Here is a 24,191-nt window from a genome sequence, read left to right as displayed (position 1 = left end):
TTTAGAGATTCTTGATGCTAGTTGTTTTGTTAATAGTTATCCATACCGTTAAACTCTCAAATCTTTCCACTCTCAAACTCAAAAACCCTCAAACGCTCAAACGCTCCAACTCCCCTCTCCGTTTCCAACTATAATTCGTAATTTTACCTCATGTTTGATTACAGATTAAAAGTTTTCCATACCGTGGCTTCAAGGCTGAGTTTCACCAAGGCTTCAGAAGAGCTGCATATTTCACAGCCTGCTGTTACAAAGCACATCAAAGAAATTGAAACTCAATTAGGAGCTAAATTGTTCAACCGTAAAGGAACTTCTATTCAGCTTACCCAAAGTGGGAAGATTCTTTATGATTATGCTGAAAAAACCAGAAATATGTACCGTGATCTTGAATTTGAGATCAGCCAGATCAACCAACAGCATAAAGGAAAACTGATCATCGGAGCCAGCACAACCGTTGCCCAGTATATTTTACCGGAGATCTTAGCCAAATTCAACGCCTATTATAAAGATATCAAGATTGAACTGCTTACAGGAAATACTGAAGCAATTTCAACGCTATTGAAAGAAGAGAAAATTGACCTGGGAATTATTGAAGGAGAGTCACAGTCTTCTTATTTTGACTATAAAACCTTCAAACCTGATGAAATTGTTCTGGCTGCAAAATCGGATCATCCTTTAGCCCACAAAACATTAAACCTGAAAGATCTGTATCAACTAGACCTTATCTTCAGGGAGCAGGGTTCCGGAACTTTAGAGTTTATACAGAACCGGTTAAAAGAAAAAGAGGTTAATATCAATGAATTGAACACCGTTATTCAATTAGGAAGCAGCGAAAGTATTAAAAACTATCTTCTTCATTCCGAATGTATGGCTTTTCTATCCATCAGCACAATTCTTACCGAGCTGAAAAATAATATTCTGACGGTTGTTGATATCAAAAATTTCAGCATTGAGCGGGATTTCCATTTTATTCTTCCCAAAGGAGAACAGTCCGAGTTGATTGAACTTTTTTTACGATTCGCAGAATAACTGTAAAAGTCAATATTCATGATGGCAACTTTTATCGTAAATCAATACAATTATAACTTATAGTTATCCAATATAACAAAATACGATTTACTTTGTAATACTAATTTCCGGAATTTTGATGCAGATTTTAAAAGTTCGCATTATGAAAAATTTCATTCAAAATGAAATGACACGGAAAATAGTCTTCATCATTTTAGCGATGGTATGTTTAACTCCATTGATTTCTTCTCCGATTGCTCTGGCTCTTGGCTTTGGTTTAGCTGTTCTCATCGGAAATCCTTTCGAAAAAAACCTTCATCAATACATTCATCTGCTCCTTCAGATCTCTATTGTTGGGTTAGGTTTTGGATTAAAGCTCGACGAAGCGCTTCATGCCGGGAAAACAGGTCTGATGCTTACTGTTGTAAGTATTGTCACCGTCATGGTTCTCGGATATTTTTTAGGAAAATTGTTCAAACTGGAAAGACCACTTTCTTATCTTCTTTCTGCCGGAACCGCAATTTGTGGCGGGAGTGCCATTGCAGCCGTTTCTCCTATTATCAAACCCAACACTAAGCAGATTTCTCTGGCTTTGGCTATTGTATTTACGTTAAATTCAATTGCTTTATTCGTTTATCCTGCGATTGGACATCTTTTGCATCTCTCTCAGGAACAATTTGGGTTGTGGTGTGCGGTAGGAATTCACGATACAAGTTCTGTTGTAGGTGCGGCAAGTAAATATGGGGATGAAGCCTTGAAAATCGCAACTACAGTGAAGCTGGCACGGGCCTTATGGATTATTCCCGTTTCTCTGATTACCATGTTCGTTTTTAAAAGCAAAGATTCGAAAATAAAAATCCCGTGGTTTATAGGATATTTTATTGTAGCGATCCTATTGAATACGTATTTCCCTATCCTTGACCGTTTCAGCAGCTCAATAACGGTTTTGGCAAAATCAGGACTGAATCTGACCTTATTTTTTATCGGTTCTACCCTTTCTATCCAGACTTTGAAAACGATAGGTATAAAACCATTACTTACAGCCGTCATTCTTTGGGTAACTATCAGCGTAGGAAGTCTTCTTTATATTCTCCATTAAAAACAGCAGAACCCTTTCAATAATCAAAAGGGTTCTGCATATTAAATGTGGAAATGTTTATTTCAAGTGAAATAATTTTTTTAAACTTCTCCGCAAGTATACACTTGTGGGCAAGCAATATATTGAGGACAGTATTTAGGACCTGTTACAGATCCTGAGCAGCTGCATCCGCACTGAGATAAATCCGGAGTCCCGCTGATTCCTCCTGTAATACTTTTTAGATCCTGCTTTTTAAGCTTTTTAGCATTTTTCATAATGTTCATGTGAATTAGTTTGATTTAATATTATAGTTTTTGTTGCCTTCCAAAGTTAAACAAATATTAAACACTCACAACATAATTTAATATAAATTTAAATAATATATTGATTATAAACTTATTAATCCAAATTGAGACATAAAACATTTATCAATATTTATTAAACAAATTAATTTATTCAGTAAATTCGAGATCTTTGTTGTGCGTTTCCGAAATGGTGAGTGAAGAATAAAACGCAAGCCCGAATACAACTACTCCTACAATAGCGGCACTTTCCACAATAGAAAAGTTCCCCTTCAAAGAATCAAAAGCGAGAATCATTACAGGTACCAGACCTCTAACCATATTGGGTACAGTAGTGGTTGCTGTATTTCTGATATTGGTTCCGAACTGTTCTGCGGCTAAAGTAACAAACATGGCCCAATATCCGGTTCCTAAGCCAAGCCATACACAGAACATATAATATTTCGTTTCTGTATTGGTATTTCCGAAAAGCATCACAGCCACACCAATTAACGTGAAAAGAAGCATATAAAAGATAGCCATTTTACGGGATTTTAAAGCATGGGAAATAAAACCACTGGTGAGATCACCCACAGAAATACCGATATAAGCCCACATAATTGCTTTTCCCGGGTTGAGATCCTTAATTCCCATTTCAGGCGCAAATTGATTGGCTAAAACTGCCAGAATCCCTATACAATACCAGGTAGGTAATCCTACAGCAATGCATTTCAAATATCGTATCAATCGATCTTTATTGGTGAAAAAGGACAGGAAATTTCCTTTGGAAACATTTTTATGTTCAATATTCTTATAAATTCCGGATTCGGAGACACTTACTCTTAGGATAAGCAGTACAATCCCCATAATTCCACCGATGATGTAAGAAATGTTCCAACCTCCAGCTAATTCCACTGTAAGCTGAGCGACAACGGCTCCCATTAATCCAAAGCCTGCTACAACGGAGGTTCCGATGGCTCTTAAATTTTTTGGCAGGCTTTCAGAAACCAGTGTAATTCCGGCTCCAAGCTCCCCAGCAAGCCCTACACCTGCTATAAACCTAAGACCTGCATATTGGTACACCAAATGCTCTTTTGGAAAATAGGGAAGAAAACCACAGGCAATGTTCGCCAGAGAATACACCAGGATTGATCCAAATAATACGGATAACCTTCCTTTTTTATCTCCGAAAATACCCCAGAAAATACCGCCAAGAAGCAAACCAATCATTTGGGCATTTAAAATAAACGTTCCATCCACATCAGGATTCAGGCCTAAAGCTTTCAGGCTGGGAATTCTTACGATCCCAAATAAAAGAAGGTCGTAAATATCTACAAAGTAACCTAAAGCGGCAATGATCACAGGAATAGAGAAAATAAGTCTTGCTTTTGCAGACAGAGAAAGTTCTTGCATTTTTAAATTTTGATAAAAATAAAAAACCTTTCAATTTCTTGAAAGGTTTTCATTAAATATCTTTTTCCGATTATTATCTTGCAATATTCACGGCTCTTGTCTCTCTGATTACGGTTACTTTTACCTGTCCCGGGTAAGTAAGTTCGTTCTGGATTTTCTCAGAAATATCGTAAGAAAGTTGAGAAGCTACTTCGTCATTCACTTTTCCGCTTTCTACCATTACTCTTAGTTCTCTACCTGCCTGGATGGCGTAAGCACTTGATACTCCATCGAAGCTTAATGCTGCAGATTCAAGATCTTTCAATCTCTGGATATAAGATTCTAGTACCTGTCTTCTCGCTCCCGGTCTTGCTCCTGAAATCGCATCGGCAACCTGAATAATTGGAGAAAGTAATGACTTCATTTCAATTTCGTCGTGGTGAGCTCCAATAGCATTCACTACTTCAGGGTTTTCACCATATTTCTCAGCCCATTGCATCCCTAATAAAGCGTGTGGAAGTTCAGATTCCTGCTCCGGAACTTTACCAATATCGTGTAAAAGACCTGCTCTTTTTGCCAGTTTTACGTTTAATCCTAATTCAGCAGCCATTGTTGCAGCGATATTTGCCACCTCTCTTGAGTGCTGTAGTAAGTTTTGTCCGTAAGAAGAACGATACTTCATTCTACCTACTATTTTAATCAATTCAGGATGTAATCCGTGGATACCTAAATCGATGATCGTTCTCTTCCCTACTTCAATGATCTCCTCTTCAATCTGTTTTCTTGTTTTTTCTACAACTTCTTCGATTCTTGCCGGGTGAATTCTACCGTCAGTAACCAATCTGTGAAGGGATAGTCTTGCGATTTCTCTTCTTACCGGATCAAAGCATGAAAGAAGAATGGCTTCAGGGGTATCGTCTACGATAATCTCTACTCCTGTTACGGCTTCTAAAGCACGGATATTTCTACCTTCTCTACCGATAATTCTACCTTTTACTTCATCAGATTCAATATTGAAAACAGAAACTGAGTTTTCAATAGCCTGTTCTGTTCCAATTCTCTGGATTGTTTGGATAACGATTTTTCTAGCTTCGTTTTTAGCATTCATCTGAGCTTCTTCCATGATGCTCTGAACGTGCGCCTGTGCTCTCGTTTTTGCTTCAGCTCTCATGGTTTCTACCAATTCTGCCTTAGCTTCGTCTGCTGTATAGTTGGAAATTTTTTCAAGAATTTCAACTTTTTTAGCGGTTGCAGTGTCTAATTCGTGCTGTTTCTTTTCTAAAATTTCGTTCTTCTTAGAATAGTCTGCAATCTGCTTATCCAAATCTTTTTCAAGTTTTCCTACTTTGCTAAGTTCGTCATTCAGCTTGTGCTCTTTATCTTTGGTTCTTTTTTCAACCTCCTGCATTTTCTTTTCACGTGACTGAATGTCTGCATCATGCTGTGATTTTAGCTCCAGGAATTTTTCTTTAGCCTGTAGGTTTTTTTCTTTCTTTATGGATTCGGCTTGTACGTTAGCTTTTTCTATAAGGTTTTCGGCATTTTTATTGGCATCATCTATGATGAATTTTGCTTTAGTATTCAGAGAGCTTCTGGAGAAAAACATTCCCACGGCTGCTCCGATTACTAAACAAACAACACCGACTATAACTTCTATCATAATTTATCTTGAGTTTTAATTGTATTCATATCCTTTAAAAATAAAAAAAGCCCACAATAATCCAGAGATTGAGAGTAAACTCCTAATCAACACGATTTGAACTGATTTCCATTGTCTGTAATCCGGAAGTCCGGCACGCCATTCGATGGACATTTGTTCGGTAATTGTTTAGCGTTGAGTTTACCTTTAATGTGTTAGAATTATTGTAGGCAGTCTGTAAGGGAAAAAAAATCTATTTCCCAATTTCATTCAACGTTTGATTAATCTGCGTTAATCTTTCGTTGGTAGAATTAATATTTTTCTCGTAGTTAAGAGATACGACTTCTGCGTTGGTTCCCAATTTCAGGGCGCACATCGCCAAGGCATCCTGTTTATCTCTTACATCGAAGTTCTGTTCAAAATCTTTAATCATATTCTCGATCTGCTTCCCTACTTTACGCAAAGTTTCCTCCTCTGCTGCCGGTACGTTCAGCGGATATACTCTTCCTGCAATGTTGACGGTTATTCTCCTTACCTCCATTATAGTCCACTGTTTTGAAGCTGAGCAATACAGAAATCAATTTCTTTTACCAATCTGTTGATATGGTTTTTCATTAATCTATTGTGTTCAGGATTTCCTGATATTGCTGAATAAAGCTTTATATTTTTTTGTTCTTCTGCTAATACCTGATTTTTTCGTCTCTCCTCATCATACTTCTTCTTCAACTCTTCATGCTCAATACTTAATTCTTTTAAATTTTCCGTAAGATTTTTATAGTTCTTTTGCAGAGTCGAAATCTTTCTCTCTAATTCTGAAAAATTGTTTTCTAAATCTTGAAGCATTTCAGGTTTGTATATTCTAACTAGAAGCAAAAATAAAAAAATAATAACACTAACAAAAATAAAACGCTCTATATTTTGATATCTCAACAAAAAAGGAGATGCAAAGCACCTCCTATGTATTTTTAACGGGACATTTTTCTTATTCAAATTTAAGAACAAACATCACGGCTCTGGTCTGTAATGTAGAGATTGCAGATGCCCAGTATGGAGGTGTTGTTGCATTATCGGCAACTTTCTCGTTATTCATGAAAAATGTTCCTCTGATGGCTGGTGTCAGTTTAAACTTGTTGAAGTAAAACTGAATCCCCATTTCTGCAGACCACGCAAAGTTGTGCGTAGTAGATCTGTAGATTCCCTGCATGTTATCATCGGTGGAAGTTGCATTAGACTGAAGGTTTACCACATAGTTTACCCCTGCTGCAACGTAAGGCCTAGAATTGTACCATCTTTGTCCATGAAGTTCTAAAAGCACAGGAACATCAATCAAAGTAGATTTGATTTCTCTTACTTTATCTTTGTCCTGAAGAGGGAACGGCATGAAAGGAGGATTGGTTAAAGATCCACCGGCATAGATGTCATTAGATTGTGTATTAAAAGTCAACTGTCTTTGTGCAAACTGTAAACCTGGTTCTATCCTTACGTCCAGATAGTCGTTCAGTCTCCATTTTGCAATCAGTCCGGCACCGAAACTATAACTTTCCTTAGAGGTTACAAGGTTTTCATTTTCGTTCATCCCGTATTTTGGATGCAGTACGATGCGGTAATCCAGTCTGTTCCCGTTCAAATAAAACCCCCAACTGAATTTCTGCTCGTCAAAGTCTTCCAACTTATCCATTCTGTTTCGGGTTCTGAATTGCGCGTTTGCAAAAACGGCAACATTTACTGAGGTTAAAACCAGTGCTTTTAATAGAAATTTATTCATAGGTTACTTTGTTGCTTTATAAATTGTGGCTATACCTAAACTTAATTTTTTATATTCAACTTTCTTAAATCCCGTATCTAAAAGAATTTGTTTCATCTTCTCCCCGAAAGGAAAAGCATTCACAGAATCCGGAAGGTATGTATACGCCCTATTATCTTTGGAAACCAATCTGCCTATTGCAGGTAATATATTTTTGAAATAAAACATATAAAATGGCCCCATAAACCCCTCAACCTTTGAAAACTCCAGTATATAAACACTCTTGTTATCTTTAACTACTCTTCTTAACTCTGCCAAACCTTTGGTAAGGTTTTCAAAATTCCTTACTCCAAATGCAACGGAAACAGCATCAAATCTATTGTCCTCGAAAGGTAAATTTTCAGCATCTCCTTTTTGCATTGAAATTTTGCCGTCTAATTTAAGTTTTTTTATTTTAATAACGCCAACATTCAGCATTTGTTGTGATAAATCTAAACCAACTACTTTAGAACCGGTTCCTTTTTCAATGGTAATAGCCAGATCTCCCGTTCCTGTAGCCACATCCAGCACTTCCTGCGGGTTGTCATTTTTCATCCATCTTACCAGTTTATTTCTCCACAGAACGTCAATTTTCATGGATAAAACATGGTTCAGAAGGTCGTACTTCGGTGCAATGTTGTCGAACATATCCTCTACTTGGCTTTTTTTTGTAGCCTCTGAATTGTAGGGAGTAACTTTGGTGATATCTTTTGTCAAAACTTAAAACTTGTAATATTCTTTATAATAATTTAGGTAATCCTGCTTTCTGAAGATTTTGGATCTCGATTCCACCTGTTGGATATTCTTGATCACTTTATCATAGTCTTCATCTACATTGTAATAGAAATCTTCTGTGTAAAGCTTATTGAAGCGTTTTGCTCCTCCGTAGTAATCTTTTCCGTCAATAACCGTTTTATCAAGTGCAGAAAGTAACGAATCTTTTTTAAGATTATAACCATAATACTGGTCGTTCACGTAATAATCCTGGTGTGTAATATTGATCAGACCGCGAAGTTTATTTACTTCAAATGCAGAATCGTACAGCATTTTTTTATTCTGATCAAAAACCTGAATAGAGTTTTTCCCTTTATTCAAATCCACATGCACATACTGCCCCGCTGAAATGATTCCTTCAGAACCGTTATTGATTTTAAAGTAATACGTATTCGGGGTAGGATTATCTACAACATAATAATTCTTCTTGGCTAAAAAAAGGAAGTAGATCCCAAAGGCAACGATAAACGCCACAGCTGCAATAAGTAAGCCTTTTAAGGATGAATTGTTTTTCATAGATTGTAAAGTACAATTTTTGCAAATTTAATAATATTTTTAATTCTCCGTTATTAATATTAATTATTAACTTTGCATCTTTAAAAAAATCATATAAACGAATGCCGAATACGATCATTATTGGCTCTGGATCTTATATTCCGAACAGAGTTATTGGTAGAGATTATTTCATGAATTCCGAGTTCTACACTGAAGACGGAGTAAAGATTGAAAAGCCTGTGGAAGAGACCATTGCGAAATTTGTAGAGATTACAGAAATCGAAAACAGGAGATTCATTGAGGATGATCTTTCCAACTCTCAAATCGGTTATGAAGCTGCAAAAATTGCCCTTGAGGACGCAAAAGTAGACGGCGAAGAATTGGATTATATCATCTACGCAAGCAATTTCGGGGAAGTTACCGAAAACGGATATGCTGATTTCATGCCGACAATGGCTGCAAGAGTAAAAAATAAACTGGGTATTAAAAACAGAAAATGCGTAACGTATGATATGCTTTTCGGATGCCCGGGATGGGTTGAAGCAATGATCCTTGCTGACAATCTTATTAAAGCTAAAGTTGCTAAAACGATCCTGGTTATCGGAGGAGAAACATTAAGCAGAGTAACAGATCCGCATGACAGAAACAGAATGATCTTTGCAGACGGCGCAGGTGCTGTTGTTGTAAAAGCAACGGACGATGAAACTGTTGGAATTATTGCTCACAATACAATTTGTGACAACGGTCAGGAACTTAATTATCTTGAAAACGCCCCTTCCATCAACAAAGAAGTTGATCAGAAACGTCTTTACGTAAGAATGTTGGGAAGAAAGATCTATGAGTACGCTCTTAAAAATGTACCTGTAGCGATTAAAGATACGATTACAGATGCTCATCTTTCTATTGAAGATATAGACAAAATCTTAATTCACCAGGCGAATGCAAAAATGGATTACGCTATGATTGAGAGACTTCACAAGCTTTATGACATTAAAGAGTACGACCACGCGATCTCTCCTATGACGATCCAGGACTTCGGAAATACATCTGTAGCAACAATTCCTACAATGTATGATTTAATAATTAAAGGAAAAATGGAGGGTCAAACGTTTAAAGATAAAGGTAACATTGTAATGACTTCGGTAGGTGCCGGAATGAACATCAATGCTATCGTTTATAGATTTCCTTAATATATTTAAAATAACAAAAAATATAAAAGCACAGGGAAGTTATTCTTTGTGCTTTTTTTGAGATTATGCAAAAGAACTTTTTAATTATCGCCGGGATCTTCCTTTTTTTGGAAGTATATATTTATCAAGCGATCAGAACACTTACTGATAACTCATGGATCAGAATCGGATATTGGGTGATATCCTTAGCAGTATATGCTATTTTCGCGTACGAGGTCACTCATTATCAAAGATCAGACAAAAGTATGGCAAGGGCTCAGATCATGATTTCCCTGTTTCTGATTTTCATTCTTCCGAAAATATTTGTGGTTTTATTCCTGCTTATTGATGATATTGTCCGATTAGGAGGTTATCTGATCGGCTTTGCAAAACCTACAGAAAACTTCTTCCCGGAAAGGCGAAAGTTCTTAAGCTTAGTAGGATTGGGAATGAGCGGAGTGCTTTCAGCTCTGTTTATTGATGGAATTACCTTTGGAAAATACCGCCATAAGGTGAGAAGAGTAAGGGTAAATTTCAATAATCTTCCCAAAAGTTTTAAAGGCTATAAAATTGTACAGATCTCAGACGTTCACAGTGGAAGTTTCTCGGATCCCAGCAAATTACAGCACGCCATTGACTTAATCAACGAACAAAATCCGGACTTGGTATTATTCACCGGAGATATGGTAAATAATGTAGCGGAAGAGTTCAAACCTTTCATCCCATTATTCTCAAAGATAAAAGCTAAAGATGGTAAGTTTGCCGTATTGGGAAACCACGATTACGGAGACTATGTAAACTGGGAATCTCCTAAAGCTAAAAAAGACAACCTAGATACTCTGATCGATTACGAAAAACAAGCTGGTTTTGATATGCTGAGAAACGAACACAGAGTCATTGAAAAAAACGGTGAAAAGCTATACATTCTTGGTGTTGAAAACTGGGGGCTAAAACCTTTCCCACAGTTTGGTAAAATAGACGACGCTTTAAAAGGCGTTCCTGAATCTGCCACAAAAATATTAATGAGCCACGACCCTACTCACTTCGATTATGTGGTTAAAAAACACTCCGGAAACATTCATTTAACCTTATCCGGTCATACCCACGGAATGCAGTTTGGATTAGATCTTAAAAACGTAAAATGGTCACCAGTACAGTATCGATACCCAAAATGGGCCGACTTGTACGAAAGCGAAGGAAAACTGCTATACGTAAACAGAGGTTTTGGCGTATTGGGTTACCCTGGAAGAGTGGGTGTATTACCTGAAATTACGCTTTTTGAATTGAGTTAAAAATGCGGGCTGAAAGTTGTTTAGTTACGGGTTGTTTGGTTGCTCGTTGTATAGCATAAGATGTAGATTGTTTTTCTTCTTAATTACCCACAACGTCTGCCTGAAACGCTCCTACTCTCAAACACCCTAATCGCTTCAATCTAACACCTATCACCTAAAATATATAATCTTTCATACGGGAAGTAGCCATTTCCCTGTCGTTGAGAAAAGTAAGGAGGGCATCTAATTTGTCCTCCATTTTTTTGCCCGAAAACAAACCTCGGTAAAAAGGAATATCAAATGGATACTTATTAAAATCGGTAAACTGCCAGGAATTAAGATAGATTAAAACAAACTCTTCATTCTGTAAAGTTTCCAGTACCATATTCTGATAATACTTCATAGGAAGAATCTGAAACACAAAATCGTTGTAAGGCAACTGACTGTACGGCGATATACTTTCCGGAACGATACTCAATCCGTCTTCTTCTGTAATTTCCGTATCTCTTTTCAAACGTTTGAAAGGAAAAAGAATATTGGCATTATCTATATTGGAGACATAATTAAACTCCAGCATCTTCAGATCTTCCTGTGAAATTGTAACGTCCTTCTGACGAATTCCCCGGATCTGTTTCTCCAAAAGTTCCTGAATATTCTTCTTGGCATTTTCTATTTCTTCCAGATTGGAGTCTTTATTATAAAAAGCAATTTCATGCCCTTTGGATGAAATTGCTTTTATAAGATTCTGCAGTTTTTCAGCAAGAGAAACCTCAACAAAAAAACTGGCTTTTGTATCATGAATATCTAAAATTCTAAGAATTGCTTTGGTATTATCTTCTGTGATTTTTAACCTTTCTCCATCTGTAATTGGAGAGCCATTTCGGGCTTTCGCTTCAATAGTAAGAATGTTAAAAGTCAATAAAACCATTTAAATTATATTTTAGATAAAACACATAATTAACTAAAAATCAGACGTTAAAAAACAATCTAATTAAAGTATAACTTCACTTAATTAATTCTTTGCTAATTTTACTTTAAGATTCTTGATCATATCTTTCGTCATTTCAGAAACTCCGAAATCATACGTTAATCCCCAATCTTTTTTCGCTACTGAATCATCAATAGAAGCAGGCCATGAATCGGCAATTGCCTGTCTGAAATCCGGGTTGTAATCGATAGCAAAATCAGGAATTTCTTTCTTGATTTCTTCTGCCAGTTCTGCCGGAGTAAAAGACATTCCGCCTAAGTTGTAAGAGGAACGAACGGTAAGACTTTCTTTTGGAGCGTCCATTAATTTCAATGTTGCATTAATAGCATCATCCATATACAACATAGGCATACCTGTGTTCTCAGAAATGAAACTTGTATATTTCCCCTCTTCTATCGCTTTATAGAAAATTTCTACAGCGTAGTCAGTAGTTCCACCTCCTGCCGGAGTTTTCCATGAGATCAATCCAGGATATCTGATACTTCTTACATCCACTCCATATTTGTCAAAATAGTACTCACACCATTTTTCCCCCGCCATTTTAGAAATTCCGTAAACTGTTGTCGGATTCAGGACTACATCCTGCCCTACATCATGCTTTGGAATTCCTTTTCCAAATACCGCAATAGAACTTGGCCAGAAAATCTTTTTAAGAAGCCCTTCTTTTGCCATTTCACAGAAATGAAGCAAAGGTTCAAGATTTAATTTCCATGCGAAAATAGGCTGCTTTTCTGAAGTTCCAGACAGTAAAGAGGCTAAGTGATACACTGTAGTGATATCGTAATCTTTAATTACCTGTCTTACTAATTGCGTATTCGTAACATCCATTCTCTCATAATGTCCCGCAGAGGTAATTCCCTCCTGCCATCTGTCCAGTCCGGAAGCAACAACATTTTCTGCTCCGTGAATTTCAACAAGTCTATTGGTAAGTTCCGTGCCAATTTGTCCCAAGGCACCTGTAATCAGTATTCTTTCCGTATAGGATTCCATTTTTCAGATTTTTTTAGAATTATACAAAAGTAAAAAAATCATGCTTATCATAAGAAAAAAGCAGTATTTAAAAATTCACCAGCCCATAGCCATGGAAATTATTCATTGATTTCTTTTTGTTACTTACAGATTATCAATCAAATGACTATTCATCTCGCATCTTTCTTATAAAAAATATGAATAATCTCATATTCAATCTCACTATTCCAATATTTGCTCCTGAAATAGGCATCATCTATTTTTCATTTGTAATTTATACGTATTCTGAACCATGTTTTTAGATAAAAAAATTCTTTATTTTTGTTATAAAGAAAATCATATGAAGAAGCTGTTAATTGTTTCGGTATTATTAGCCAGTCAGTTAAGCTGGGCACAGTTTAAAGACATTAGTATCATAAAAGAAGTACAGGTAAAAAATAAGGGCGTTGTAGTCTCTGCGCATCCTCTGGCCAGTGAAGCGGGGGCAAAAATTCTAAGAATGGGAGGAAATGCCTACGATGCCGTTACAGCAACCCAATATGCATTAGCCGTAGTTTATCCTCAGGCAGGAAACATTGGAGGAGGCGGATTTTTAGTAGGAGTGAAAAACAATGGCGAAAAATTCACTCTGGATTATAGGGAAACAGCTCCCAGAAAAGCATCCAGAGACATGTACCTTGATAAGCAGGGAAAAGCAGACACCGACCTTTCTCAAAACGGCAGACTTGCCGTAGGAATTCCGGGAAGTGTGGCAGGTTTCTTCGCTACTTTAAAATACTGTAAGCTTCCCATGGAAAAGATCATCCAACCTGCTATTGATCTTGCAGAACAGGGATTCGCCATTACAGAAAAGGAGGCAGATATGCTGAACAGCCAGAAAGAAAAATTCCAGAAGAACAATAAATCCTCCATTCTATTTGTAAAAGATAGTCCATGGAAAGCCGGGGATCTTCTTATTCAGAAAGACCTTGCTGAAACCTTGAAACTTATTCAAAAATTGGGAGCAAAAGGATTTTATGAAGGAAAAACCGCGGAACTTCTGGTTGCCGAAATGAAAAGAGGAAACGGAATTATCACTCTTGAAGATCTTAAAAACTACAAAGTTGCAGAAAGAAAAGCCTTAGAATTTGAATATAAAGGAAACAATGTTGTTTCCATGCCATTACCTTCGAGCGGAGGGCTTCTTTTGGCGCAGATGCTTAGGATGGCGAGCTTTGAGAATCTTGAAAAATATCAGCAGAATTCCACTAAAGCGGTTCAGATTATGGCTGAAGCCGAAAGAAGAGCTTTTGCTGACCGCGCAGAATATATGGGAGACCCGGATTTTATTCAGGACAAAACGCCTTATTTGATTTCAGATGAATATCTTAAAAAAAGATGGAAAAGCTTCAATTTTGATAAAGCCACTCCAAGTGCAGAAGTAGGAAAAATTATTGCACAACCAAAAGAATCTACCCAAACTACCCATATTTCAGTATTGGATAAGGATGGAAACGCTGCCTCTGTAACAACTACCTTAAACGGATATTACGGAAGTAAAGTTCTGGTTTCAGGAGCCGGATTCTTTTTGAATAATGAAATGGATGATTTTTCCATCAAACCCGGAGTTCCAAATATGTTTGGAGCTGTTGGCGGGGAAGCCAATTCTATTCAGCCTAATAAAAGAATGCTTTCTTCTATGACTCCTACGATCCTTCTTAAAAACGGAAAACCTTATATGGTTGTAGGAACACCGGGAGGAACTACTATTCCGACCTCTGTTTATCAGTCTGTTGTAAATGTTGTTGATTTTAAACTGAATGCCAATATTTCAGTGAATGCCCCGAAGTTTCACCATCAATGGCTGCCGGAAACCATTACTGTAGAAAACAACTTCCCGGAAAGTACGATTTCTGAACTGAAAAGCAAAAACTACGTCATTGAAAAGACAAAATATATTGGAAAAACAGAAATGATCATCCTTGATGAAAAAGGAAATATCCATGCTGTGGCAGATGGCCGTGGAGACGATTCTGTTGCTACGGAATAATATAATTTTCAAAATATAAGATATAAAAAGGACCGGATTGAAGCTCTCGGTCCTTTTTTATAACTATTAATCAGTACTTTTTGAGAAAGAATCGATTCTCTATCCACCTCCTTATATTTCTATATTAAATTTAATGACTTTTGTCATATTTTAAAAAAAAATCATAATTTCGCCTTCTCAAAAATCATTTCTATTGAAAGCAAAAAAGATTTACCAGCAGCTTTATTTCCAGGTGATCATCGCCATTATTACAGGGATTCTTTTAGGAAAATTTTATCCTGAACTGGGAGAAAAAATGAAACCGCTAGGAGATGGCTTCATCAAATTGGTAAAAATGATTATTGCTCCGGTCATTTTCATTACCCTTACCTTAGGAATTGCACACATGACGGATCTGAAAAAAGTAGGACGAATTGCCATAAAAGCGATGATTTACTTTTTTACATTTTCAACGCTTGCTTTAATCATAGGTTTATTTGTTGGAAATATTTTACAACCAGGACATGGTCTCAACATAGATCCTTCCACCCTTTCTGGAGATGTTTCACAATATCAGGCCAAAGCTCATGAATCTACCCTTACCGGATTTATTATGAATATTATTCCGGAAACCTTATTCAGCCCTTTAGTGGGTGATAATATTCTTCAGGTTCTTTTGGTTGCTATTCTGATGGGTGTAGCTTTGGTTCTTACAAAAGAGAAAAGCCAAAGAGTTACAGATTTTTTGCAGGATCTTTCAACGCCGGTATTCAAAATTGTTCATATTCTGATGAAACTGGCGCCTATCGGAGCTTTTGGCGCAATGGCATTTACTATAGGAAAATACGGACTTCATTCTGTATTGAACCTGATATTTCTGGTTGCTACTTTTTATCTTACCTCTATTCTTTTTGTTGTATTGGTTTTAGGTGCGGTAGCCTGGTATAATGGTTTTAACATTTTTAAGCTTCTTTTCTATCTTAAAGAAGAACTGCTTCTTGTTTTAGGAACCAGCTCTTCAGAATCGGCTCTTCCCGGATTGATGCAGAAGCTTGAAAAAGCAGGCTGTTCAAAGACAATTGTTGGTCTTGTGGTTCCCACAGGATATTCTTTCAATCTTGACGGAACCAATATTTATATGACTTTGGCTTCATTATTTATCGCACAGGCATTGAATATCCATCTTCCTATTGAAAAACAGCTGATGCTTCTTTTGGTGGCGATGCTTAGTTCAAAAGGTGCAGCAGGTGTTACCGGTGCCGGATTTGTTACCCTTGCAGCAACATTAGCTGTGGTTCCTGAGATTCCTATTGCAGGAATGACATTAATCCTGGGAATTGATAAATTTATGAGCGAATGCCGTGCTTTGACAAACGTTATTGGAAACTCTGTAGCGACAGTTGTAGTCGCCAATTGGGAGAAACAGCTTGATAAAGATCAGCTTCTTTACTGCTTGGATCATCCGCAGGAAATTGAGAAAAAACTGGAAGTGTAGATACGTGCTAGTTTGAGTTTGAGAGTGGTAGTGTTTGAGGATTTAACGTGGTGGGTAGCTAAGAAGAAAAACAATCTACATCTTATGCCACGCAACTAAACAACCTGCAACTCTCAACCGTAACAAAACAAACTAGCAACTCTAAACCAGAATATTCAAACTTGCGGGCTGTACTTTTACATGAACAGGAGATTGAATTTTATTGAATTCCCCATCAAGATGCCAGTTCTTCGTATTAACTTTGAATGAAATCTCAGAAACCGGAAGATAAGTAACATATTCATCATCTTTCAGGCGTTTGGTAAACATTCTGAAAGCAAATAGCGCGGAATAAGTCAGAGGGAATTTCTTCACTAAAACCATATCTACCAAACCGTCACTTTTACTTGCTTTGGGAGCAATGTATGCGTTATTTCCAAACTGTCGGGTGTTAGCAATATTCAGCATAAGATATCTTCCGTTATACTGCTGATACTTTTCATCAAAAAATTTCACCTTGATCGGTTTATAATTGAAAAAGGTTTTCAGAGAAACTTTGATATAGTTTTTGAATCCGCGGCTTGTTTTTTCAAACTCTTTCACCACTTTTCCGTCAAATCCTGTTCCTGAAACGTTGATGGAAAGTTTGTCGTTTACCGTAAACGTATCTATCTTTCTGGATTTTTTTGCTTTTATTTTTTCTAGAAGTTCGTCAAGATTTTTACTGAATTGGGTTTCATTAGAAAATCCGTTTCCTGAACCGGCAGGGAAAATAGCAAGTACTTTTTCTGTATTGATTAGATTTTTGGCTACCGTAGAAATGGTTCCATCCCCTCCAATGGCCACAAAAATATCCACATCGTTAAAGTGCGTCTGAATAAATTCATCAGTTCCCGGAATAGATTCCGAAACATAATACAGTGGATTTTCAACCTTGGCTGTAAGCTCATTTAAAAACGGCTGATAATTTTTTTTGGCTGAAAAGGGATTGATAATAAAAGCTACTTTGTTCATCACCGCAAAATTAAAAAATGCTTACTGAATTGTAAGCATTAATTTACTTAATTTTCATTCTTTCTTTAAATTCTGCATTTAAAGTACCTTTTAATTCTTCCCAGGACACCGGAATTGTGATATCTCCGGCAGCAAAAGCCGCGATTTCGTAAGGGCTATAATGGAAATACAGGTTTTTCTCGTCAAAATAGAAGTTGTCAGATGCCGGAATTTTATCTACTAACAGCATTTCAGAGTTTTTCACTTCTCCATCGCTGTCTGTAGTTCCGCTGTTAATCTTATTAATATTCTTCATCAGAATTGCCTCAATTTTATTTTTAGGCATTGAAGTAATATCTGATAATTCAAGCTTTTTACTGTTTTTAAGATCAAAAACTCTTTCAGAAAAACCATATTCGTCATGAGCCCCTCCAATGTATGCACTTCCTGTATATTGAATATGCATATATCCGTTATTATTGGATTTCAGCTTCATACGAGAGTCTGAATACCAATTCTGAGCATACGTAATGTCTGAGTACGAATCTTCATTATCTTCCTTCATAGACTTGAAATAGTTATTTTTTTCATTTTCGATATAAGCCTGAAGACCGGCTTTAGAAAAGTCCTTAATTTTATCGTTTTGAAAATAGATACTGTCCAGGAGCTTTTTGTCTTTTAAGGTAGGAAACACCAATAGTTTGGAGGTAAAAGATGCTTTCAACGAATCGGTTATTTTAACGGAATCGTCTACTTTGACAGAGTCTACAACGAATGCTTCAGCAGATTTATTATCCGTTTTTTCGGTCGTTTCTCCCTTTGTTTCTCCTTTTTTGCAGGCTGTAATGGCCAGGAATGATGACAATGCTAAAACAGCAATCGTATTTTTCATAATTTCAATTTTTTGATAACAATACAAAAACCATTCAAAAGATGAATGGTTTTCAAAAATATTTTTTTTAAATGAATTTCTGGCGATGAGCCAATTATTTCTTAATCAAGCTGATCACCTGGTTTTCAAATTTTGAAGCAACGCCCCAAATCTGTTTAAATGCAGGGTAATATTCTTTAGGATAATCCGAGCTGCTTATTTTTGATGTCGAAGTAATTTCCAGTTTGTTTCCTTTTTGCACAACAGAATAACTGTATGTAATTTCTTTATCTTCGGTAACGATCTTTTTTTCTTTTGGCATTTCTTCAATTACATATCCTTCCGGGATTTCAAGGATAACCTTTTTGGTTTTTGTGGAAGGAGTTCCAAAGTCAATCGGATATTTTCTTTCTTCGGTCTGATCAAATTCATTGGAGTTTTTACTTAAAAACAGCATTGGATTGATGATCATTTTCTTTCCTATTTTATCTATCAAATTGTTTGAGGAGAAGTTCATTTTGCTTTCAAATTCTCCGTTTTCAAGAACTTTTGATTCTATCCCGGTAAAGTCTATTGAGAAGTTATCTTTATACTGTTTCTTATATTTTTCAGGATTTTCATCATAACTGTCTTTTACATACATGGCAAATGCCCCGGTGTCACGATCCGAATAGGTTCCGGAAACACTTCCATCTTCATTGATCTTTGCATCAACGGTAAGAAATGTGTTGCTTTCCTTCTGGTTGGTCATTTTAATAAGCAGTGCTTTATTTTTAGTGACCACCACTCCGTATTCATTCCAATTTCCTAAAGGAATTTCATCTATAGAAGACTGTTTGTGGGTAGCATCATAGATATGTAAAGCCCCGTCAATTTCTACGCTGGCCAATACAAAGTTCATTTTTGAAACATTGGGAGACACGAGATTTATTACTCCGTTATCTACTGTAGAAATAATAAGAGGATCTGCTTTGATTCCTGACTCACGAAGCATCATCACAAGAAATAGGTTGATTTCTGCTGCATTTCCTACTTTGGTATCCAGTAGTTTTTTGATTCCATCTTCTGTATAAATACCACGGTCTTTATTCCATTTGAATGTTTTCTGAACATATGAAAAGATCGCGTTGGATTTTTCAAGATCTGTTTTCATTTCCAAAACACCTGCTGGAATGCTTTCTTTGGCCAGTTTTGTTTTTTTCAACTCACCTCCGAAATCTTCGTCCTGATAAAGTCTTTTTCCAATCTGATCCCAGGAAGATGAGTAGAGTTTAAGCTCTCTAAAGTTAGTTGAATTCAGCTCACCACTAATTTTTGTGCGGAAATTTTTATCATTTCTTACCCATTTCTCAGTTTTGAATCCTTTAAGATTTTCATAGGCAAATCTAAATGTTTTGTACTGAGTTCCATACATATTTCGGTCTTCAACTTCCCTGTATTTTGGTGGAATACTTCCTGTATAGTTGATGTTATAAGCGATACTGAGCGGAGCATCCAAAACATATTCTGTATTTAGAGAAGGGATATCAGATTCGATCAGCATTTCCGGAACGATGAATAAGAATGGGGAGATCACTTCGTATTGATATTCCAGAACAGATCCGTTCTTCACATTGGGAAAAGCGAATTTGTTCACCGTAACGTTTTTGCTTTCTTTACTTTTATACTGGGAGCTCTTTTCTACTTTTACGGGAACTACATTTCCGTTTTCAAGGTTATAGGTGAATGCTTTGAACTTTCCTAATGCTTCTCTCTCGCTATTTACACTATAAAGAGGTATTTCAAGGTTCAACCATTCTTCAGCTTTATCTTTATCATAGATTTTCACTCTGTAGAAGTACTTTTTACTCATGTTTCCTGTAGAAGTATCTACCATGAAGTGCATCGACTTGTAGAGAATTTCTGCAGGTGCGTTTTCATCCAACAAAGATTTTGTCTTAGAAAGATCTGCATCATTGAATTTTGGAGGATTCAGAAAGGCATATTTCTGAGCGTTCACCAGCAATGTACCTGTGGAGCAAACCAACAGTACGAATATTTTTTTCATCATTATATTTTTGTAATTAAAATTTTTGAGTTATCCATATTCATGATTTTCTTTCTGAAACTAACGTATTCATTATATTTTTCTTTTGGATAAATACCTTTAATAATCTGTATTTTCCTTACTACTTTTACCTGAGCGTCACTTTTTACAAAGCTTATTTTATAAGAGCCAAATTCTGAAGTGATGTTGGAATCTGTAGGCGTTTCGTCAATTTTATAGCCTTTGGGAAGCGTAAAAGCAATTTCATAATCGTCTTCATAAGATTGTCTTACCTCAAATGGAAGTTCACGGCTCTCATCTGTTTTGTAAATATCATCCGTAAAAATCGGAACAGCTCTGAACAGAAGACTGCTGCCTACTTTTTTGGAGAAATTATTGGTTTTAAAATCTATATCATATGTTATTAATGCTTTATCTCTGTCGTTGATAAAGTTTTTCATTTCAACTTTTTCAAAATTCAGTGTTTTGAATCTGCGTTTCAAAGCGTCATTCTTTTCTTTCGGATCCAGATTTATAAATCCTAAGTTAAAGTCGTACTGACTTCCTGTATAGTAAAAGTTTCCTTCTCCTGTAATGCTGTTGTCTTCATTAAGGTTAATCTTCAGCAATTGCTTTTCTTTATTCTGCTCTGCTTTATAGACGGGTGTATTGATCAGTTCGATTCCTTTTGGGGTCACAGCCAGTACATTCCTGTCGGTCGTGCTATAGCTCAAATGGTTGAAAGCAATCTGTTGAGAGGTATTTTCAAGCCAGATATTTCCTTTTTCGGTAGGAACCATCAGAATGGCATGATTACCGCCCATAGAAGGGAAGTCAGGATCAAAAGAAACCTGTGACGCACTGGAATTGATGATACAATAGTTAGACGGAATTCCAGCTTCATTCAAAAGGGTTTTCATATAGTTGGTAAGACCTTTACAGTCTCCATATCCTTTTTTATTCACCTCATCCGGCATCATAGGAAGCCACCCTCCTATTCCCAATCCTACAAATATATATCGCGTCTTTGACTGCATATGCTGAAACAGTTTCTTCACTTTATCTTCTGTAGATCCTTCCAGTTTCAATGCGGCAATTTCGGATTTAATAGCTGGTGTGGAAACAGCAACCGGTTCCACAAGGTTATTGTAATACCAAACTCCGAAGTCTTTCCAATTGTTTAACGTTCCTTTTCTTCCTGCCAGATTGAACTGTACCAAAGAAAAGCCTACTTTAGGTAAAATTTTTACGGGTTCCGGTACCATGAAATCGTCATCAATAGCCGGAACATTTTTGTAAGAATATGTTTTTTCTGTACTATTCCCGCTTTCTATAACTGAAGTGTAGTTATATTTTGAAGGATAATTTTTAGTTTTAAGTTCAATTCCTGATTTATTAATGATCTTAAGCTGACTTTCCTCCAGGGAAGTATTATTGGAAGAAAAGGGCACAAAATCCGGAATAAAAACGGTATTTTCATCCGTCAGCTCATAAGAAAAGTCTACCGTATACGGATAGTAAGCGGAAGTATAAGATAACGCTAAAACCCTGTTATCTGAGTAGAATATTCCCTGAGGATTATTGGCGAAGTCATTAAAATCAGATTTTGAAAAGCTTTTTACTTTTTTACCTGCTTCGTCGTAGATGGTTACCTTTACATTAGAAATATTGTCTCCTTTTTGGTAAGGAATATAGATTGCCGCTTTGGAATCTCCATCTTTATTAAGAACCGTTGTTACTTTATTATACTGATATCTGATCTCATCAATTTTGTTGATCTGAACAGTTGTAAAGTTTTTTCTGATTACAACATCTGCATTCTTCTTTAAATTTTCCGGAATTGCAGAAGCCGGAAAGTTCTGTGCGAAATACAATGAGGCTGTAGATAAAGCCCCTACTACTAAAAATTTCATCATTACTGTTATTTTTTCAGGAAATAATAATTCATCAAAATCATGATTTCTATTTTTTCACTAAACTGACTACCTGATTTTCTGTATCGGAAACAATCTTCCAGATCTGTTTGAAAAACGGATAGTATTCTTTAGGATAATTTTGGCTGGCAACTTTTACACTGGAGGTAATTATTACTTTGTTGCCTACATTTTCAACTTTATAGTTGAAGGATATTTCTTCATCATCTGTTGCTATTTTTTTATCTTTCGGAAAGCTCACAACTTTATAGTTCTCCGGAATTTCCAACTCTATTCTTTTTTCTTTATTAAAGGCCGAAATAAAATCTATCTGGTGTACTCTCTGCTCCGTCTGATCGAATGATTCTTTGTCTGTATTAAGAAAAAGAAGTGGGTTGATGATCACTTTATTTCCGACAACATCCATTAAATTGTTCTCAGAAAACGTCACCTTTGTTTCAAAATCACCGTCTGCAAGCAGCTTTGACTCTACATTCTTACTATCCAAGTTGTATTGAGCAGGAAAAGACTGTTTATATTTTTCCTTGTTCACTTCAAACTCATCATAGGAATCAATGGCGTACATCCCGTTATCTTTTCGTACAAAAGTTCCTTTTACGGTATTATTTTCAATATCTAAGGTCGCTTTAATATCAAATTGTTTCTTGCTGACATTGGTGTTGGAGAATGAAACGGATGTTCCTTTATCTTTTTCCAGCAGAATTCCGAAATCGTTCCAATCTCTTTCAGGGAGTAAATTAACCTTAGAATTAGGAGACGTTGCATCATAAAAATAAATCTGATTATTGATTTTAACAGAAGTCAATAAAAAGTTTACATTACTGATATTCGGAGAAATAATATTTAAAATTCCATTATCTACCGTAGAAATCAGCAATGGATTGGCTTCAATTCCGGCATCTCTCAACAACATAATCAAAAGAAGATTGATGTCGGCACTGTTCCCTGATTTTGTTTTAAGAAGCTGTTTCAAACTCTGGGAAGCGATTACCCCATCATTTCGATTCCATTTATAATTTTCTTTTACAAAATTGAAAATTTTATCTGCTCTTCCTGAAGGTTCGTAATACGTTTTAATATTTTCGGGAAGTATATCTTTTACATTACTTTTCAAAAATCCCCCAAAATCGTCATAGTTCCGGAATTTTACAGCAACATCATTCCAGTCTTTAAAACCATCATATACAAAATTTTTGGAAGAATATCTCTTCAGTTCAGGCTTTATTTTTCCTCTAAACCTATCCAAATCCTTTACATGCTTTTCCTTCTGAATCGATTTTATATTTTCATACCCAAATCTGAATACATTATATAAAGAACCTAATCTATCTTCAGTACTTGAAATATGGTACTTAGGTTTAATAAGATTTCCGGTTGTATTGAAAACATAGGTAATAGCTTCGTCAGGATATTCCAGATTATACTCCTCGTAAACCACAGGAATATTATATTCCAGGAAATAAACAGGGTTCATAATGTTTCGGCTCGTTATCTTATAACTGTATTCTATTACCGATCCATCTGCTATATTAGGAAGCGCCAGTTTATAAATATTTAAACCTTCTGTAAAATTTTCTTTCAGCTGCTCCTTTTTATCGATGACAATTTTTTCCACCTTATTATTAGAAAGATTATAAATCTTTGCCTCAAATCTACTTAACGATTCATCCGTCTGTAAAGGAATATTAATATTCAGCCAATCTTCCGATCGCTTTTTATCATATATCTTGATTTTAGAATAATATTCTTTCTCCAAAGATTTGTCATTCAATATATTATACCTCATACTGTTATAAATAATTTCAGCAGGAGCATTTGTTTCTATTAAAGAATTGGTCTTTTTCAAATCTGCTTCATCAAAAGGAGGTGGGGAGAGAAATTTGTTTTGAGCAAAAAAAATATTAAATGCCAGACAACTTACAGCTATAGTAAGTTTAGGACTCATGTTCATGGTTTATCGTTTTATTAGTTTTGAATAATTATCCCACAAAGAAATCGGGAGATAAAATAAGGGAGAGCCTATAAAGCTTCAATACATTTT

21 protein-coding genes are annotated in these 24,191 nt (G+C 36.0%); 6 read left to right on the top strand and 15 right to left on the bottom strand.

The genetic code is table 11. The features are described 5' to 3' along the window. Nucleotides 1–150: 150 nt before the first annotated feature. Nucleotides 151–1,026, top strand: a complete 876-nt coding sequence (locus ACL9RH_RS01725; RefSeq protein ID WP_422691601.1) for a LysR family transcriptional regulator — start codon at nt 151–153, stop codon at nt 1,024–1,026. 142 nt (nt 1,027–1,168) lie between these two features. Further along, nucleotides 1,169–2,104, top strand: a complete 936-nt coding sequence (locus ACL9RH_RS01720; protein WP_422691600.1) for a YeiH family protein — start codon at nt 1,169–1,171, stop codon at nt 2,102–2,104. Between the two features lie 80 nt (nt 2,105–2,184). Here ACL9RH_RS01720 and ACL9RH_RS01715 read toward each other — a convergent pair whose 3' ends face one another. The 8 genes from ACL9RH_RS01715 to ACL9RH_RS01680 all read right to left on the bottom strand — a co-directional run bounded on the left by ACL9RH_RS01715 (nt 2,185) and on the right by ACL9RH_RS01680 (nt 8,468). After that, a complete protein-coding gene (locus ACL9RH_RS01715; protein WP_422691599.1) occupies nt 2,185–2,367 on the bottom strand; it encodes a hypothetical protein in 183 nt (60 codons plus the stop codon). A gap of 168 nt (nt 2,368–2,535) precedes the next feature. Next, nucleotides 2,536–3,777 (bottom strand): MFS transporter, encoded by a 1,242-nt coding sequence (locus tag ACL9RH_RS01710; protein ID WP_422691598.1) that lies wholly within the window; start codon nt 3,775–3,777, stop codon nt 2,536–2,538. 73 nt (nt 3,778–3,850) lie between these two features. Next, nucleotides 3,851–5,416, bottom strand: a complete 1,566-nt coding sequence (gene rny / locus ACL9RH_RS01705; protein WP_422691597.1) for a ribonuclease Y — start codon at nt 5,414–5,416, stop codon at nt 3,851–3,853. A gap of 232 nt (nt 5,417–5,648) precedes the next feature. Continuing rightward, nucleotides 5,649–5,936 carry a cell division protein ZapA gene (locus ACL9RH_RS01700; protein ID WP_422691596.1) on the bottom strand — a complete coding sequence of 96 codons (288 nt, stop codon included), beginning with the start codon at nt 5,934–5,936 and terminating at the stop codon, nt 5,649–5,651. Further along, nucleotides 5,936–6,385 (bottom strand): hypothetical protein, encoded by a 450-nt coding sequence (locus ACL9RH_RS01695; protein WP_422691595.1) that lies wholly within the window; start codon nt 6,383–6,385, stop codon nt 5,936–5,938. The genes ACL9RH_RS01700 and ACL9RH_RS01695 overlap by 1 nt, the downstream gene beginning before the upstream one ends. Beyond that, nucleotides 6,378–7,160 (bottom strand): porin family protein, encoded by a 783-nt coding sequence (locus ACL9RH_RS01690; protein ID WP_422691594.1) that lies wholly within the window; start codon nt 7,158–7,160, stop codon nt 6,378–6,380. The genes ACL9RH_RS01695 and ACL9RH_RS01690 overlap by 8 nt, the downstream gene beginning before the upstream one ends. A gap of 3 nt (nt 7,161–7,163) precedes the next feature. Then, nucleotides 7,164–7,895 carry a bifunctional demethylmenaquinone methyltransferase/2-methoxy-6-polyprenyl-1,4-benzoquinol methylase UbiE gene (ubiE, locus tag ACL9RH_RS01685; protein ID WP_047096897.1) on the bottom strand — a complete coding sequence of 244 codons (732 nt, stop codon included), beginning with the start codon at nt 7,893–7,895 and terminating at the stop codon, nt 7,164–7,166. A 3-nt stretch (nt 7,896–7,898) separates the two neighbouring features. Next, nucleotides 7,899–8,468, bottom strand: a complete 570-nt coding sequence (locus ACL9RH_RS01680) for a hypothetical protein (RefSeq protein ID WP_105701516.1) — start codon at nt 8,466–8,468, stop codon at nt 7,899–7,901. A gap of 101 nt (nt 8,469–8,569) precedes the next feature. Between ACL9RH_RS01680 and ACL9RH_RS01675 the strand changes: the two genes are divergently transcribed. Both ACL9RH_RS01675 and ACL9RH_RS01670 read left to right on the top strand, forming a co-directional pair. Further along, nucleotides 8,570–9,637, top strand: a complete 1,068-nt coding sequence (locus ACL9RH_RS01675; protein ID WP_422691593.1) for a 3-oxoacyl-ACP synthase III family protein — start codon at nt 8,570–8,572, stop codon at nt 9,635–9,637. 65 nt (nt 9,638–9,702) lie between these two features. Then, entirely contained in the window at nt 9,703–10,908 is a 1,206-nt protein-coding gene (locus ACL9RH_RS01670; RefSeq protein WP_422691592.1) for a metallophosphoesterase, read from the top strand. Nucleotides 10,909–11,062: 154 nt separating this feature from the next. On the opposite strand, the gene ACL9RH_RS01665 is transcribed toward ACL9RH_RS01670, so the two are convergent. Beyond that, nucleotides 11,063–11,815 (bottom strand): polysaccharide deacetylase family protein, encoded by a 753-nt coding sequence (locus ACL9RH_RS01665; protein WP_422691591.1) that lies wholly within the window; start codon nt 11,813–11,815, stop codon nt 11,063–11,065. A gap of 84 nt (nt 11,816–11,899) precedes the next feature. Further along, nucleotides 11,900–12,865: an NAD-dependent epimerase/dehydratase family protein gene (locus ACL9RH_RS01660; protein WP_422691590.1), complete on the bottom strand. Its 966-nt coding sequence runs from the start codon at nt 12,863–12,865 to the stop codon at nt 11,900–11,902. A 319-nt stretch (nt 12,866–13,184) separates the two neighbouring features. Here ACL9RH_RS01660 and ggt point away from each other — a divergent pair, with 319 nt between their 5' ends. Next, nucleotides 13,185–14,873: a gamma-glutamyltransferase gene (gene ggt / locus ACL9RH_RS01655; protein ID WP_422691589.1), complete on the top strand. Its 1,689-nt coding sequence runs from the start codon at nt 13,185–13,187 to the stop codon at nt 14,871–14,873. Between the two features lie 193 nt (nt 14,874–15,066). Beyond that, complete coding sequence (locus ACL9RH_RS01650; protein WP_422691588.1) at nt 15,067–16,347, top strand: dicarboxylate/amino acid:cation symporter; 1,281 nt, start codon at nt 15,067–15,069, stop codon at nt 16,345–16,347. A gap of 141 nt (nt 16,348–16,488) precedes the next feature. Here the strand turns inward: ACL9RH_RS01650 and ACL9RH_RS01645 are convergent, their stop codons facing one another. The 5 genes from ACL9RH_RS01645 to ACL9RH_RS01625 all read right to left on the bottom strand — a co-directional run bounded on the left by ACL9RH_RS01645 (nt 16,489) and on the right by ACL9RH_RS01625 (nt 24,095). Then, complete coding sequence (locus tag ACL9RH_RS01645; protein ID WP_422691587.1) at nt 16,489–17,340, bottom strand: diacylglycerol/lipid kinase family protein; 852 nt, start codon at nt 17,338–17,340, stop codon at nt 16,489–16,491. Between the two features lie 43 nt (nt 17,341–17,383). Next, nucleotides 17,384–18,211 (bottom strand): RsiV family protein, encoded by an 828-nt coding sequence (locus tag ACL9RH_RS01640; RefSeq protein ID WP_422691586.1) that lies wholly within the window; start codon nt 18,209–18,211, stop codon nt 17,384–17,386. 94 nt (nt 18,212–18,305) lie between these two features. After that, entirely contained in the window at nt 18,306–20,237 is a 1,932-nt protein-coding gene (locus ACL9RH_RS01635) for a transglutaminase domain-containing protein (RefSeq protein ID WP_422691585.1), read from the bottom strand. 2 nt (nt 20,238–20,239) lie between these two features. Then, entirely contained in the window at nt 20,240–22,132 is a 1,893-nt protein-coding gene (locus ACL9RH_RS01630; RefSeq protein WP_422691584.1) for a DUF3857 domain-containing protein, read from the bottom strand. A gap of 46 nt (nt 22,133–22,178) precedes the next feature. Next, on the bottom strand, nt 22,179–24,095 hold the full coding sequence (locus tag ACL9RH_RS01625) for a transglutaminase domain-containing protein (RefSeq protein WP_422691583.1): 1,917 nt from the start codon (nt 24,093–24,095) through the stop codon (nt 22,179–22,181). Nucleotides 24,096–24,191 lie beyond the last annotated feature (96 nt).

The organism is Chryseobacterium sp. Mn2064, from assembly GCF_049319685.1.
Lineage (GTDB): Bacteria > Bacteroidota > Bacteroidia > Flavobacteriales > Weeksellaceae > Chryseobacterium.
The sequence above is the reverse complement of the archived record's forward strand: the minus strand, read 5'-3'. Positions and strand labels throughout refer to the sequence as shown.

What these genes read in the sequence shown, in the direction of transcription:
- ACL9RH_RS01665 (WP_422691591.1), bottom strand. Translation starts at nt 11,815, where the DNA reads ATGGTTTTATTGACTTTTAACATTCTTACTATTGAAGCGAAAGCCCGA.
- ACL9RH_RS01690 (WP_422691594.1), bottom strand. Translation starts at nt 7,160, where the DNA reads ATGAATAAATTTCTATTAAAAGCACTGGTTTTAACCTCAGTAAATGTT.
- ACL9RH_RS01725 (WP_422691601.1), top strand. Translation starts at nt 151, where the DNA reads ATGTTTGATTACAGATTAAAAGTTTTCCATACCGTGGCTTCAAGGCTG.
- rny (WP_422691597.1), bottom strand. Translation starts at nt 5,416, where the DNA reads ATGATAGAAGTTATAGTCGGTGTTGTTTGTTTAGTAATCGGAGCAGCC.
- ACL9RH_RS01670 (WP_422691592.1), top strand. Translation starts at nt 9,703, where the DNA reads ATGCAAAAGAACTTTTTAATTATCGCCGGGATCTTCCTTTTTTTGGAA.
- ACL9RH_RS01625 (WP_422691583.1), bottom strand. Translation starts at nt 24,095, where the DNA reads ATGAGTCCTAAACTTACTATAGCTGTAAGTTGTCTGGCATTTAATATT.
- ACL9RH_RS01635 (WP_422691585.1), bottom strand. Translation starts at nt 20,237, where the DNA reads ATGAAAAAAATATTCGTACTGTTGGTTTGCTCCACAGGTACATTGCTG.
- ACL9RH_RS01715 (WP_422691599.1), bottom strand. Translation starts at nt 2,367, where the DNA reads ATGAACATTATGAAAAATGCTAAAAAGCTTAAAAAGCAGGATCTAAAA.
- ggt (WP_422691589.1), top strand. Translation starts at nt 13,185, where the DNA reads ATGAAGAAGCTGTTAATTGTTTCGGTATTATTAGCCAGTCAGTTAAGC.
- ACL9RH_RS01710 (WP_422691598.1), bottom strand. Translation starts at nt 3,777, where the DNA reads ATGCAAGAACTTTCTCTGTCTGCAAAAGCAAGACTTATTTTCTCTATT.
- ACL9RH_RS01700 (WP_422691596.1), bottom strand. Translation starts at nt 5,936, where the DNA reads ATGGAGGTAAGGAGAATAACCGTCAACATTGCAGGAAGAGTATATCCG.
- ACL9RH_RS01720 (WP_422691600.1), top strand. Translation starts at nt 1,169, where the DNA reads ATGAAAAATTTCATTCAAAATGAAATGACACGGAAAATAGTCTTCATC.
- ACL9RH_RS01645 (WP_422691587.1), bottom strand. Translation starts at nt 17,340, where the DNA reads ATGAACAAAGTAGCTTTTATTATCAATCCCTTTTCAGCCAAAAAAAAT.
- ACL9RH_RS01680 (WP_105701516.1), bottom strand. Translation starts at nt 8,468, where the DNA reads ATGAAAAACAATTCATCCTTAAAAGGCTTACTTATTGCAGCTGTGGCG.
- ACL9RH_RS01640 (WP_422691586.1), bottom strand. Translation starts at nt 18,211, where the DNA reads ATGAAAAATACGATTGCTGTTTTAGCATTGTCATCATTCCTGGCCATT.
- ACL9RH_RS01660 (WP_422691590.1), bottom strand. Translation starts at nt 12,865, where the DNA reads ATGGAATCCTATACGGAAAGAATACTGATTACAGGTGCCTTGGGACAA.
- ACL9RH_RS01630 (WP_422691584.1), bottom strand. Translation starts at nt 22,132, where the DNA reads ATGATGAAATTTTTAGTAGTAGGGGCTTTATCTACAGCCTCATTGTAT.
- ACL9RH_RS01675 (WP_422691593.1), top strand. Translation starts at nt 8,570, where the DNA reads ATGCCGAATACGATCATTATTGGCTCTGGATCTTATATTCCGAACAGA.